Below are 12,258 nucleotides of genomic sequence, written 5' to 3' on the forward strand. Positions count from 1 at the left end.
AGAAACCCTGAAAGGATTTCGCCATGCGCGTCGTCGTCCTCGGCTCCGGCCTCCTCGGCCTCACCTCCGCCCACTACCTGCAGCAGCTCGGCCACGAGGTCACGGTCATCGACCGCCAGCCCACGCCCGCGGCCGAGACCAGCTTCGCCAACGGCGGGCAGATCTCGGTCAGCCACGCCGAGCCCTGGGCCAACCCCTCCGCTCCGCTGAAGGTGCTGCAGTGGCTGGCCCGCGAGGACGCGCCGCTGCTGTTCCGCATCCGCGCCGACATGCGCCAGTGGCTCTGGGGCCTGCAGTTCCTGCGCGAGTGCACCCCGGCCCGCACCCGCCACAACATCGAGCAGATCGTGCGCCTGGGCACCTACAGCCGCGACACGCTGCAGCAGCTGCGCGCCGACATCGGCCTGGAATACGCCGAGCGCACCCAGGGCATCCTGCACTTCTACACCAGCCAGAAAGAGTTCGACGGCGCCGAAGCCCCGGCACGCCAGATGCGCGAGCTGGGCTGCGACCGCCGCGTGATCTCGGCCGACGAGGCCCTGCGCATCGAGCCCGCCCTGGCCCACATCCGGCCGCAGCTGGCCGGCGCCACCTTCACCGCGGAGGACGAATCGGGCGACGCCAACCGCTTCGCCCGCGGCCTGGCCGCCCGCGCCGAAGCGGCCGGCGTGCAGTTCCGCATGGGCCACACGATCACCGCGCTGCGCGAGGTGGGCGGCCGCATCGACCATGTCGAGGTGACCGACCCGGACGGCCGCTTCCAGCGCATCCGGGGCGATGCCTTCGTGCTGGCGATGGGCTCCTTCAGCCCGCTGCTGGCGGCGCCGCTGGGCATCCGCCTGCCGATCTACCCGGCCAAGGGCTATTCGGTCACGATGCCGGTGGCCGACGCGTCCCGCGCGCACCAGGTCTCGCTGACCGACGACGAGTACAAGCTGGTCTTCTCCCGCCTGACCACGCCCGACGGCGTCGACCGCCTGCGCATCGCCGGCACGGCCGAGCTCAACGGCTACGACCGCAACCTGAACCCGGTGCGCTGCGAGGCCATCGTGCGCCGTGTGGAGCAGCTCTTTCCCGGCGCGGGCGACGCGTCGCAGGCCCAGTTCTGGACCGGCCTGCGCCCCGCCACGCCAAGCAACCTGCCGCTGATCGGCCGCACCAAGCTCGGCAACCTGTTCCTCAACACCGGCCACGGCACCCTGGGCTGGACCCACGCCTGTGGATCGGGCAAGTCGATCGCCCGGATCGTGAGCGGCCTGGCGCCCGAGGTCGACTACGTGTTCACCGGCACGGAGCGGCCCGCGCCGCGGGTGGCGCCGGCGACTGCCTGAGCGCCGCCGTGCCGCGCGAGCACAGTGCGGCACACCCCAGCACCAGGCCCGCAAGGCCGAAAGCCGCGCCTACCAGCGCACCGACCGCATGCTTGGGGAAGTCGGCATAGCCGTCGCCGAAGACCGACGATGCGAGCGAGTAGACGATGGCCATGCCCCCGAGCCCGAGCAGGCAGGCCACCAGACGCAGGCCGGACCGGTCGCGTGAGGCCACGTCCGCGCGACCTGGGTTATCGCCTGCACCGCGGCGCAGGCAGAGCAGCAGGCTGCCGGGCACCATGACCACCCCGAGCCCCATCAGCAGCAGCGCAGCACCGCCGTAGGCACGGTCGGGCAACCGTTCCACCCAGCGCGAGAAAGAGGTTTCGCGCATGAGGACGTACTTGCCACGCTGTGCATCGCCGGGGCGCTCGAACCAGGCCAGGTAGACCGGATACAGCGGGCGGGTGCTGGCGACCGCATGGCGCATCGGCACCAGGAACGTCGCGGCATCCTGGGCGAACAGCAGCGGGAGCCGACGCCGCGAGGCCTGCACGATCTCGGGACAGGGCTTGTGGTCCTCGAGCCCCGGCGTGAACCAGCTCAGACCGATGGCACCGCGGCACGATGCCGGCAGGCGCAGCGTCTGCAGCGCGGCGTCCTTGTCGCTCGCCGCAGGCAGCACCGCCCAGAAGAAGGTATTGAACTTGTTGGCTTTCGCGATGCTCTGCATCACGACCCGATCGGACGGATTGAGCGCTGCGAAGCTCAGCGGCATGGCCAGCGCCAACACCGCCAGCGCGCCGGCCAGCCGCCAGCGTCGCCACCGCGCCACCAGTACCAGCCCGGCGTAGACGAGCAGGGCCGATGCGAAGAATCCGTACTGCTGCTTGCTGAACCCCAGCCACACGACGCCCGGCCCCAGCAGCAGCGCCACCCGGCCCAGACCCGGCCACTGCGGCACGGCGCACAGCCAGGCACAGGCCGCCATGGCGAAGAACAGGCTGCCCACGACCGAGAACTCGGCATACATCGAATTGAAGTACGGCAGGACCGACATGTCCCCGAACACCAGCCCGAACACGACGGCGCAGGCCAGCAGCACGGCGGACTGCCGTACCACCGCCAGCAACACCGCCACGCCGGCGACCAGCAGCGCCAGCTTCCAGGCACCGACTTCGCGCAGATCGAAGGTATCGCCCACAGCATGCGGCAGGCGGGCCAGCCGCACGAAAAGGTTGTCGAACGACACCATGCACCCCTCTGCATCGGTACGTCCGTCGTAGAGAAGCTCGGCACGCGGCGCTCGATGGTGGGGAATGGCCACCGCGCCGTTCGCGCTGCTCCACACGCCGGTGCATTCGGACGAACGCACGAAGTCGTAGTTGTTGGCATAGCCCACCATCGGCGACGCGAAAATCACCGCGGCGATCTTCACGACCGTGGCGGCGAACAGGCACCACGCCAGCCACCGCAGCCCATCGACACGCTTCTGCATCTTCCTCGCCCCTCTTGGTTTGCGCGGATTCTAGGGAGGCGGCCGCAGCGGTCGCGGTGGCGCCGGGGCCGATCCCGTGGCAGCATCTGCCGATGCACGACATCCCCGTCATCGACATCGCCCCCCTCGCGTCCCCCGACGCCGCCGAGCGCCGGAAGGTGGCCGCCGCGGTCGGTGCGGCCTGCCGGGGCACCGGCTTCTTCCTGGTCACCGGCCACGGCGTGCCCGATGCGCTGGTGCAGGATGCCTTCCGTGCAGCGCACGAGGTGTTCGCGCTGCCGAACGACGCCAAGCGCGCGCTGGCCATCGCGCGCCACGGGCACAACCGGGGCTACGTGGGCCTGGGGGTGGAGGCACTCGACGAGACGACGGCCGCCGACCTGAAGGAAGCCTTCAACCTCATCTGGACCGACGGCGGCGCGACCCGGCCGGCCAACGTCTGGCCGCCGATCGACGGCTGGCCGGCGCGGGTGCAGGCCTACTTCGATGCGGTGCTGGCGGTCGGCCAGCGGCTGCACACCGCCTTCGCCGCCGACCTGGGCCAGCCGGAGGATTTCTTCGCCGACAAGATCGACCAGCCGCTGGCGACGCTGCGGCTGCTGCGCTACCCGGCCGCGCTCGACGACGACGCCCCGCCCGGTTTGCCCGGCGCCGGCACCCACACCGACTACGGCAACGTCACCCTGCTCGCGACCGACGGCGTGGCCGGCCTGCAGGTGCGGCGGCGCGACGGCACCTGGCTGGATGCGCCGCAGGTGCCGGGCGCCTTCGTCTGCAACATCGGCGACTGCCTGATGCGCTGGACGAACGACGTGTACGTCTCCACGCCGCACCGGGTCGCGCCGCCGGCGCGGGAGCGCTATTCCATCGCCTTCTTCCTGGACCCGAACCCCGACGCGCTGGTGAGCGCCCTGCCCGGCTGCGTCCCGGCCGGCCAGGCGCCGCGCCATGCGCCGATCACCGCGCACGACTACCTGCAGCAGCGCTTCGCCTCGACCTACGGCAAGGCGTAGATTCAGAAGAAATGTGCCCGCAGCCGGCGTCGGTCGCCTGCCACCAGCTATCATTTCTATAGCAAACTAGGTTGCGGGCTCTTCCGCGGTCACGAACACCGTCAGCACGCCGGTGTAGCCGTAGACGTGGTGCCGGGCGATCTCGCCGCCGGCGAAGAAGCCCACCAGCGGCACGTCGCCCAGCGCGTGGCGCAGGATCTGCAGCTCGGCGCTCGGCCCGCCGAAGTGCGGGCCGCCACGGCCGGCGCAGCTGACGTACAGCGCACCCGCGATGCGGCGCGCCAGGTGCGGCCGGGATTCGGCCTCGGGCGCCGAGAGCGCCTCGGCGGTCACCAGCGGCAGCTCTTCGGGCTCCAGCTCCTCGCGGATTTCGGCGCAGATGCGCACCAGGTCGGCCCGGGCCGCCTGCACGTTGCGCTGGCAGAAGGCCATGCGCATGCCGGCCTCGACCCGCTCGGCCACCGCCACGCCCTGGCGCGCCGGATCGAGCCCGACGATATGCCGCACCCGGGTGTCGACGCCGAAGTTGCCCGCCCTGCCCACCAGGTCGCTGGCGCCGCCGTCCTGCGGCGACTGCAGGCCGACCAGGGTAGCCCGCACCTTCTCCAGCGCATGCTGCGGATCGTCCATCGACACGCCCAGCTCGCGCAGCAGCACCTCGAGCGCCGGCTCGCCGTCGAGCTGGGTGATGACGTTGTCCTGCGCCGCGGTGACCGCGTGGCCCCGCGCCACCGGCAGGCAGCCCTGGGTGACGCGCGAGACCAGCTGTACGCCGGGGCCGAAGGCCACGCCGCTCAACCCGCCCTGAAACACGCCACCGGCCGCGCCCTGCCCGCGGATGTTGCCGTTGCCGCCCACGGCGAACTGCACCGTGCCGTGGCGGCTGGCGGCTAGGCCGCCGAAGAGATAGCCGGTGGCGGTGCGGTCGGCCAGCTCGCCGATCAGCTCGTTCAGGTCGGGCATCTGCGCATCGGAATGCAGCAGCGCGGTGTAGGCGTCGAAGCTGCCGGTGGCCAGCGAGCCGAGCGGCGCCACGCCGGAGAAGACGCGGTACTGCTCGGGCGGCAGGTCGCAGAGCATCACCGCCAGCGCCGGCTCGTCGAAATACTCGGCGTTGTTGACCGCCACGCCGACGCCGACGGTGCCGGCCCAGTCGGTCACCTCGGGCAGCTCGGCGCTCAGCGCGTCGAGGATTTCCTGCGCGTCGGCGGCGTAGTGGTCGGTGATGTAGAGCAGCGCCAGCGGGGGCGACGACGCATGGTCGGGCAGCGCCATCTGGGCACGCAGCTGCGCCAGCACCAGGCCGACCGCCATGCGCCATTGCGGGTGGGTCGCATGGCCGTAGGGAAAAAGTTTCATCGTTTGCGGGTGGGGCGCGGGGCGGTGGGCGCCGCGGCCGGTGGAGGAGTGCGGCGCGCCGTGCGCGGTGCCGCGGACGAAGCGGCCGGCGCGGGAGGCCGGGCGACCCAACGGGCGGCGGGTGCGGCAGCGCCGCGGGGCGACGGCGCCTTCGGTGCGCGGGCCACGGCCTTGCGCGGCGTAGTCTTCGGCGGGCGGGCCGGGGCGGACGGCGCCTTTTGCGCTGCGCCCGCAGGCGAGGCTCCGGCGCCGGCGGCCGCGGCCACGCCCGAGGCCATGCGGGTGGCCGCATCGAAAGCCTGGCGTGCCGCATCGGCCAGCGGCGCCGCGGCCGCCATGACCGGCGGCTGGCGCGCCGCGTCCTGGATCGCGGCGGTGGCGATCTGCTGAAACTGCTCGGTCAGGGCATTCCACCACTGGAGCGGATCGGCGACGCCCGCCGCGCCCGGAGTGCCGGCGGCGGCCGGCGGCGTGTCGGCCGGTGGCGCGGCATCGGCCTGCGGCGCGGATGCGGACGCAGAAGCAGAAGCAGACGCGCCTGGCGCGGCCTGCTCGGCGGCGGCCGGCTCGGGCTGGGGTGCCGCCCTGTGCGCGGCACTGCCGGCGCCGGCGGTGTACATGTCGTCGTAAGGCCCCGGCGCGCCCGCGGCGCGGGGGGCGGACGCAGGCGCCGCCGGCGGGTCGGCCGCCGCCGAAGCGCCGTCGGCCGTCGGAAAGCGGAAGGCCGAGGCCAGATCGCCCATCTGCACGTTCATGCCGCGCAGCGTGGCGAGCGACATCTTCTGCACCTCGAGCGCCTGGATGGTGGCGGCCAGCGCGCGGGCGTTCTGCTCCAGCCAGAACTGCACCGTCTTGAGTTCCTTGATGCGCTTGTCGAGCTCTTCGGGCTGCAGCGTGGGGGCGACCCACCCCGCCCAGTCGGGCATGCCCGCGGGCGCGGCGCGGGGCATGCCCTTGGCGGCCGACTCCGCCAGCGTCTGCAAAAAATCGAAGCCGGGAACGTACTGGCCGAAGCCGAAGGCGGGGGACTCGGGCATGGCTGTCTCCTGGTGTTGTGGGGTGGCGCCGACAGGCAGTCAGCTTACCGCAAGCAGCCCGTGTTTCACTCCGCGCCCAACACAGTGTTTCCGCATGTAATCCCGGCCGTCGGCCCCGTGGCGCAAGCGCTGGCGCGGAGTAAGCTCGATCCGCACGCAGGCTTTGAACACGTATCCGACCGACATGATTCTGGAGCCGCCGTTGTCCTTGTTGTCTCGCCGTGCACCGCTCTGCGGCACGCCCCCGCTCCACCGCTGGATCGCCGCCGGCCTGGGCCTGGTCTTTTGCGGTTCGGCATGGGCCGTCCAGGACTGCGACCTGAACGGCGAGTTCGTCAGCCCGATCGGCGGCGACAGCCTCCAGGGCCGCACCGGCACGATCCGCTGCCGGGAGCGCAGCACCGGCGTGCTCGCCCGCGAACAGGAAGTGCAGGATGGCAAGTTCATCGGCCAGGTGCGCTATTTCAGCGAAAGCAGGCTCTCGCGCGAGCATGTCCTGAACGACCGCGGCAACCTCCAGGGACGCGCCCGGGAGTTCGCACCGTCGGGCCAGGTTCTGCGGGACGCGGTCTACGACGACGGCCGCCAGGTCGGCCTGGCGCGCAGCTTCTACGCCAACGGCCAGCTGCAGCGTGCCAGCTTCAGCAGCCCTAAGGGCGAGCTGGCCTCGGCCGAATTCAACGCCCACGGCGACCTGCGGCGGCTGCTCTGCGCCGACCAGCCGGTGCTGGCGCCGGCGGTCGACGACGCGCGGCTGTGCGGCTTCTCGGGCAAGCCGTCGCAGGTCGCCTTCTATTCGGAGACCGGCGTGGTGCGCTCCCGCGGCACCTATGTCGCCGGCAAGCGGGTGCGCTACGAGACGCTGCAGGAAAACGGCCACGTCTCGCAGCAGGAAGAACTGAGCGCCACCCGCCGTATCGAGCGCAGCTTCGACACCGTCGGCACCAAGCGCCGCGAGCTGGTCTGGAGCATCGCGGACGGCAAGGCGGTGCGCGAGCGCGAGCAGGAGTTCTCGCACACCGGCGTGCTGGTGCGCGAGCGCCGCTGGGCGCAGGGCGAGCTCAGCGGCGAATCGACTTTCTATCCCAACGGCCAGCGGCGCAACGTGGCGCAGTACAACCTCGTCGGCACCGTTCGCGTGCTGGACACACGCGAGTTCTACGAGAACGGCGTGCTCGCGGCCGAAAGCCGCTACACCGACACCGGCCGCTACGCACCGATCCCCACCGGCACCCACCGCCGCTTCGACATCCAGGGCCGGCTGAAGTCCGAATCGGTCTACGACGCCCGCGGCCGGCTCAGTCGCGAACGTACCTACGACGAAGCCGGCCAAGTAGTGCGCGACGAGGATGTACTCGAAGAAGGCTCGCGTCGGGCGCTGGCTCGGTAAGAACTGTTGTACGCGGGAGGGCCTGTAGAAGCCGCGCTGCTGATCCCAATTGCAACGCTATTGCATACGATTGCAATCACGCCCAACAGAAATACCAATCAAATCAAAGCACTAGCATCGCCAATGCATATTTGGCAACCGACCGGCTAAGCATCTCGACAACTAAATTGCAATCGAACCAGGCCCGGGGTACCAACGTGCGCCCTTTGTCACGCCGATGGAATGCACGGCGCCTTCTTTTCTGAGTTCCCGCAGCAGCACCTGTATCTGACATCGCGGCAGTGCCGGCAACACCTGTTGCAGTTCTTCCATCTTTGTGCCGCTGCTGGCGCTGTCGTCGATATGCCGAAGCAGCAACGCCTTGGTCGTGTTGCGATCCAACCCTTTTTTTCGGGTGTAGACACCCTTGGCCCCTAACGCCGCATGGAAGTCTCGCGACAGCAAGTGCTTGGCGCCTCTGCCACGACCGATGGCTTCAATCGCTCCCAGAGACACCAGACCTGGCAGTCGATCTTTCAGACGCGAGGTCAGGGGTTGTTCGCGATGCACTGCATCCAGCGTCAGAAAATCATCGGTGGAGAGCGAGCGCAAAGCCTGATCGCCCAGCTTTTCCATGAAGCTCACGAAAGCAGGGTTGCGCACACCGCCTTCTAGAGTCAGCCGCACTTCATGGGCCGCGGTTCCGGCGAAGCTGGGCAACGGCTTGCCGTGTCGTACCGCGTTCTCTACCATGAGATTGAGACCCTGGCCCGAGCGTTCGATCAGGCCACAACGGGCCAGCGCCTCGGCAAGCCGGCGGTTGCGCGGATTCTGCTGATCGATGATGTTTTCGGGTGTGATGCCGGGCGGCAAGCCGCCGGGGCTCACCACCTCCAGTCGCTTGGCGAACTGCCGTACGAAGATCGATCCGCCGAGCCGGTAGTCACGGTGCGCCACTGCATTCAATACCGCTTCGCGCACCGGCACCTCGTCGAAGGTGGCAGGTCCATGCGAAAGAAATCATCCTGGTAGCTCTGCCGGTCGTTGCGCAGGTTGATCTTTTTCCACAACGCGTCCTGCCAAGCGAAAAAAACTTCCCGGTATTCTTCCCGATCAGCGGCCGGGCCGGCCGCTTCGGAGGACCGGTATTCGAATACAAGCTCTGCCTGCCCCAACCTCTGCGTCAATGCGGCACGGGTGCCGAACAGGACCAGAGCCGCGTAGCTGATCTGGTCGCCTTCCACCAGCAATTCGGCATCCCGCAGAGTTTGAGCGTCGCTCTCATCCCGCTTGCGCGGGTCGGCTGTTTTCTGCGCCCAGCGGTCTCGGAACAAGGCGATCGATGCAGGCGCCAGATCGGACAACGTAGCGCCTGGACAAGGCTGTGCGGAGAAGTCCGGCCCTGCCTCGGCGAACATCGCCTGCAATTCCTGGTGTCCCAAGGGTGCAAGGTCGTCGCCGGCCCGCTTGTAATAGCAGCCACCGACTTGCCATGCCGTGCCCGGCAAGCGCGACGGTACGTGCACTATCACCACCCTCCCCTCGGGCAGCCGCAGTTCCTCCACCGGAATTCGATGGCCCAGGCGTTGGTGCAAGCCCGCCTCGGTTCGCTCGGGCGTGTCGAAAGCAGAGGAACCGACGATGCGCCGAGGTCGCTGGTCGGTGACCCCCAGCACCACCCTACCACCGCCTTCGTTTGCCAGGGCGACGCAGTACTTCAACAAATTCTCAAAGTCGAAGCGCTGCTTGGCCTCTTTGAATTCAAGCCGCTGACCTTCGGGTTCGACCATCCATTGCTGGAGTTGAGCAGGTGAAGTGGGCATGGTGGTCTTGGCGAAACGGAAATTCAAAAATCAAGCGGCTAGGCGATGATGACGAACGCGACCATGTTCACGCCACCGCGGAAGCAGAGGTGTCTGAACCCTCTACCCCCACCACGTCCTGGTCGATCGCGCCGAAGACGCTCTGCCCGTCGCGTCCCTTCATCTCGATGCGGATCGTGTCGCCGTAGCGCATGAAATCGGTCTTGGGCGCGCCGTCCTGGATCGTCTCGATGCAGCGCTTCTCGGCGATGCAGCTGTAGCCCTTGGGCCATTCCAGGCGGCCGTTCTTCTCCACGCCCTTGTTGCTGACGGTGCCGCTGCCGACGATGCTGCCGGCGCGCACGTTGCGGGTCCGGGCGATGTGGGCCACCAGCTGGCCGAAGTGGAAGGTCATGTCGGGGCCGGCGTCGCACATGCCGACCTTGCGGCCGTTCCAGCTGCTCTGCAGCGTGAGGTGCAGCCGGCCGCCCTGCCAGGCCTCGCCCAGCTCGTCGAGGGTGACGGCCACCGGGCTGAAGGCGGTGGCGGGCTTGCTCTGGAAGAAGCCGAAGCCCTTGGCCAGCTCGGCCGGGATCAGGTTGCGCAGGCTGACGTCGTTGGCCAGCATCACCAGACGGATGCCGTCCAGCGCCTGCTCGGGCGTGGCGCCCATCCGCACGTCGGCGGTGACGACGGCGATCTCGGCCTCGAAGTCGATGCCGAAGGCTTCGGACGGCACCACGACCGGGTCGCAGGGGCCTGCGAAATCGTCGCTGCCGCCCTGGTACATGAGGGGGTCGGTGTAGAAGCTCGCGGGCACCTCGGCGCCCCGGGCCTGGCGCACGAGCTCGACATGGTTCAGGTAGGCCGAGCCGTCGGCCCACTGGTAGGCGCGCGGCAGGGGCGCCATGCAGCGGGCGGGCTCGAACGGGAACGCGTGGCGGACACGGCCGGCGTTGAGCTCGTCGCTCAGGTCCTGCAGCTGGGGCGAGAGGAAGTTCCAGTCGTCCAGCACCTGCTGCAGGCGGCCGGCGATGCCGGTCGCATAATGGGCCGAGGCCAGGTCGCGCGAGACGACCAGCAACTGGCCGTCGCGCGATCCGTCCTTGTAGGTAGCAAGTTTCATGGCAGCAAGTATCCCCGGAACCGTTCCGCAGAGCCCTGCGGGCGGCATTCCCGTCCGCACCCTGGCCGCCCTGACCGCCGCCGTACTGGCGGCCCACCTGGCTGCGCTCGGCTGGGTGCCGCCGGGCCTGCCCGACGCTCCGCCGCCCGCCAGCGCCACGCCCTTCGTCACCCGGATGGTGGCGCCCCCCGCACCGCCAGCGCCCCCCGCGCCGGTGGCTCCGCCGCAGCCGCCGGCCCCGCCGCCCGCGCCACCGCCGGCCCCTGCGCCGGCACCCAAGCCGAAGCCGCCGCCGGCACCGCCTCCCGCGCCGGCGCCGCCGCCGGCACCCGCCCCGTCGCCACCCGCGGCCGATCCGCTGGCGGCGGCGTCGATCGGACCGGTCGCCTCGATCGGGCCTTCCGCCTCGGTCGGGCCGAGCGCCTCCGTCGGGCCGTCGGCGTCGGTGGGACCTTCCGCCTCCATCGGGCCGGCGGCCGCCGCGGGCGCCCCGGCCGGCGCGGGCGCGTCGGTGGGCACGGGCGGATCCGGCAGCGGCGGTGCAGCGGGCCCGGCGGGCGTGGCGGCGGCCCCCGCGGGGACTGCGGCGGCGGCGACGCCCGAGCGGTACGTGCTGGAAGGCCCGCCGTGGAGCCCGCCGGTCGGCGTGCCGGCCTCCGTCCGGATGCTCTACAGCGCCGAGGGCAATGCCAAGGGCATGACCTGGCACGCCAAGTCGGAGCTGGTCTGGCAGCAGGAGGGCGACCGCTACGACGCGCGGATGGAGGTCAGCGCCTTCCTGGTCGGCTCGCGGGTGCAGACCAGCACCGGCCGGATCGACGCGACCGGCCTGGTGCCCGAGCGCTTCGGCGACAAGGCGCGGCGCAGCGAGCAGGCGGCGCATTTCGAGCGCGACAAGGGCAGCGTCGTCTTCAGCTCCAACGCGCCCGAGGCGCCGCTGTACGCCGGGGCGCAGGACCGGCTGGGCGTGTTCATGCAGCTGGGCGCGCTGCTGGCGGGCGATCCGACGCGCTACCCCGAAGGCTCGTCGATCGCGCTGCAGACCGTCGGCACCCGCGACGCGGAGGACTGGACCTTCACCATCGCCGCCCGCGAGCCGCTGGACCTGCCCGCGGGCAAGGTGGATGCGGTGCGGCTGGAGCGGGCGCCGCGCAAGGAGTTCGATACCCGGGTCGAGGTCTGGTACGCACCGGCCCTGGGCTATCTGCCAGTGCGCATCCGCATCACCCAGCAGAACGGCGACTATGTCGACCAGAAGCTCGACAGCCTGGGCAAGCCCTGACGTCCCGGCGCGCCGCGGGCGGGCCATGCCCCCTGCAGCCCAAGTCGGGACGAGGGCGCTGTGTCTTACGCGCCAATGCGATAAAAAAACGCCCGGCGAGGTCCCCTACACTTGAAACTGGCATCAACGTTGCTAAATGCCAGAGAGTTCTGAGCAGAAAGGGAAACCGCATGCAGATGCTTTATGACTCCGAGTCCTTCGTGGTGGTCCATATGGTGCCGGACACCGCCGAGGACGACAGCACCGGTGTGGAAGTCCCGCAGCTGGCGCGCCACGGTTTCGAGATCGTGGACAAGCGCTCGGGCAAGGAGGTCTACCTCGACGGCTCCTGGGCCGAGATGTTCCAGCAGATCATCCTCGACTGGCAACGCAACACCCCCACGCAGGAAGAGGTCGAGGACATGCTCGACAGCTACGCCGGCTTGGCCCAGAACCCGGTCGTCGTGCACTGACGCCGCACCC

General features: G+C 70.0%; 11 protein-coding genes. 5 read left to right on the forward strand and 6 right to left on the reverse strand.

The genetic code is table 11. The features are described 5' to 3' along the window. Positions 1–23: 23 nt before the first annotated feature. The gene (locus ASE76_RS15030) at positions 24–1,331 is read left to right on the forward strand and encodes a D-amino acid dehydrogenase (protein WP_055841075.1); all 1,308 of its coding nucleotides are present in this window, start codon (positions 24–26) and stop codon (positions 1,329–1,331) included. On the opposite strand, the gene ASE76_RS15035 is transcribed toward ASE76_RS15030, so the two are convergent. Continuing rightward, positions 1,282–2,748: a hypothetical protein gene (locus ASE76_RS15035; protein ID WP_156362797.1), complete on the reverse strand. Its 1,467-nt coding sequence runs from the start codon at positions 2,746–2,748 to the stop codon at positions 1,282–1,284. The two genes, ASE76_RS15030 and ASE76_RS15035, sit on opposite strands and share 50 nt — an antisense overlap. Positions 2,749–2,900: 152 nt before the next feature. Here ASE76_RS15035 and ASE76_RS15040 point away from each other — a divergent pair, with 152 nt between their 5' ends. Next, positions 2,901–3,821: an isopenicillin N synthase family oxygenase gene (locus ASE76_RS15040; RefSeq protein ID WP_055841081.1), complete on the forward strand. Its 921-nt coding sequence runs from the start codon at positions 2,901–2,903 to the stop codon at positions 3,819–3,821. A gap of 66 nt (positions 3,822–3,887) precedes the next feature. On the opposite strand, the gene ASE76_RS15045 is transcribed toward ASE76_RS15040, so the two are convergent. Both ASE76_RS15045 and ASE76_RS15050 read right to left on the reverse strand, forming a co-directional pair. Continuing rightward, entirely contained in the window at positions 3,888–5,180 is a 1,293-nt protein-coding gene (locus ASE76_RS15045) for an FIST N-terminal domain-containing protein (protein ID WP_055841435.1), read from the reverse strand. Beyond that, a complete protein-coding gene (locus ASE76_RS15050; RefSeq protein ID WP_055841084.1) occupies positions 5,177–6,217 on the reverse strand; it encodes a PhaM family polyhydroxyalkanoate granule multifunctional regulatory protein in 1,041 nt (346 codons plus the stop codon). Before ASE76_RS15050 ends, ASE76_RS15045 begins: the two co-directional genes overlap by 4 nt. Positions 6,218–6,419: 202 nt before the next feature. Between ASE76_RS15050 and ASE76_RS15055 the strand changes: the two genes are divergently transcribed. Further along, positions 6,420–7,607 carry a toxin-antitoxin system YwqK family antitoxin gene (locus tag ASE76_RS15055; RefSeq protein WP_168389264.1) on the forward strand — a complete coding sequence of 396 codons (1,188 nt, stop codon included), beginning with the start codon at positions 6,420–6,422 and terminating at the stop codon, positions 7,605–7,607. 162 nt (positions 7,608–7,769) lie between these two features. Here ASE76_RS15055 and ASE76_RS21245 read toward each other — a convergent pair whose 3' ends face one another. The 3 genes from ASE76_RS21245 to ASE76_RS15065 form a co-directional block, all read right to left on the reverse strand. Next, entirely contained in the window at positions 7,770–8,573 is an 804-nt protein-coding gene (locus ASE76_RS21245; protein WP_236698472.1) for an ATP-binding protein, read from the reverse strand. Continuing rightward, positions 8,549–9,409, reverse strand: a complete 861-nt coding sequence (locus ASE76_RS21250) for a helix-turn-helix domain-containing protein (protein WP_236698473.1) — start codon at positions 9,407–9,409, stop codon at positions 8,549–8,551. Before ASE76_RS21250 ends, ASE76_RS21245 begins: the two co-directional genes overlap by 25 nt. A 67-nt stretch (positions 9,410–9,476) precedes the next feature. Beyond that, entirely contained in the window at positions 9,477–10,514 is a 1,038-nt protein-coding gene (locus ASE76_RS15065) for a fumarylacetoacetate hydrolase family protein (protein ID WP_055841090.1), read from the reverse strand. Here ASE76_RS15065 and ASE76_RS15070 point away from each other — a divergent pair. Together ASE76_RS15070 and ASE76_RS15075 are read left to right on the forward strand one after the other, a co-directional pair. Further along, on the forward strand, positions 10,513–11,796 hold the full coding sequence (locus ASE76_RS15070) for a DUF3108 domain-containing protein (RefSeq protein WP_055841094.1): 1,284 nt from the start codon (positions 10,513–10,515) through the stop codon (positions 11,794–11,796). The two genes, ASE76_RS15065 and ASE76_RS15070, sit on opposite strands and share 2 nt — an antisense overlap. Before the next feature lie 170 nt (positions 11,797–11,966). Then, positions 11,967–12,248, forward strand: coding sequence for a DUF3567 domain-containing protein (locus ASE76_RS15075; protein WP_055841097.1), 282 nt, complete (start codon positions 11,967–11,969; stop codon positions 12,246–12,248). Positions 12,249–12,258 lie beyond the last annotated feature (10 nt).

The organism is Xylophilus sp. Leaf220 (assembly GCF_001421705.1).
In the GTDB taxonomy this organism is placed as follows: domain Bacteria; phylum Pseudomonadota; class Gammaproteobacteria; order Burkholderiales; family Burkholderiaceae_C; genus Xylophilus.

What these genes read in the sequence shown, in the direction of transcription:
- ASE76_RS15065 (WP_055841090.1), bottom strand. Translation starts at nt 10,514, where the DNA reads ATGAAACTTGCTACCTACAAGGACGGATCGCGCGACGGCCAGTTGCTG.
- ASE76_RS15045 (WP_055841435.1), bottom strand. Translation starts at nt 5,180, where the DNA reads ATGAAACTTTTTCCCTACGGCCATGCGACCCACCCGCAATGGCGCATG.
- ASE76_RS15030 (WP_055841075.1), top strand. Translation starts at nt 24, where the DNA reads ATGCGCGTCGTCGTCCTCGGCTCCGGCCTCCTCGGCCTCACCTCCGCC.
- ASE76_RS15040 (WP_055841081.1), top strand. Translation starts at nt 2,901, where the DNA reads ATGCACGACATCCCCGTCATCGACATCGCCCCCCTCGCGTCCCCCGAC.
- ASE76_RS15050 (WP_055841084.1), bottom strand. Translation starts at nt 6,217, where the DNA reads ATGCCCGAGTCCCCCGCCTTCGGCTTCGGCCAGTACGTTCCCGGCTTC.
- ASE76_RS15075 (WP_055841097.1), top strand. Translation starts at nt 11,967, where the DNA reads ATGCAGATGCTTTATGACTCCGAGTCCTTCGTGGTGGTCCATATGGTG.
- ASE76_RS15070 (WP_055841094.1), top strand. Translation starts at nt 10,513, where the DNA reads ATGGCAGCAAGTATCCCCGGAACCGTTCCGCAGAGCCCTGCGGGCGGC.
- ASE76_RS21250 (WP_236698473.1), bottom strand. Translation starts at nt 9,409, where the DNA reads ATGCCCACTTCACCTGCTCAACTCCAGCAATGGATGGTCGAACCCGAA.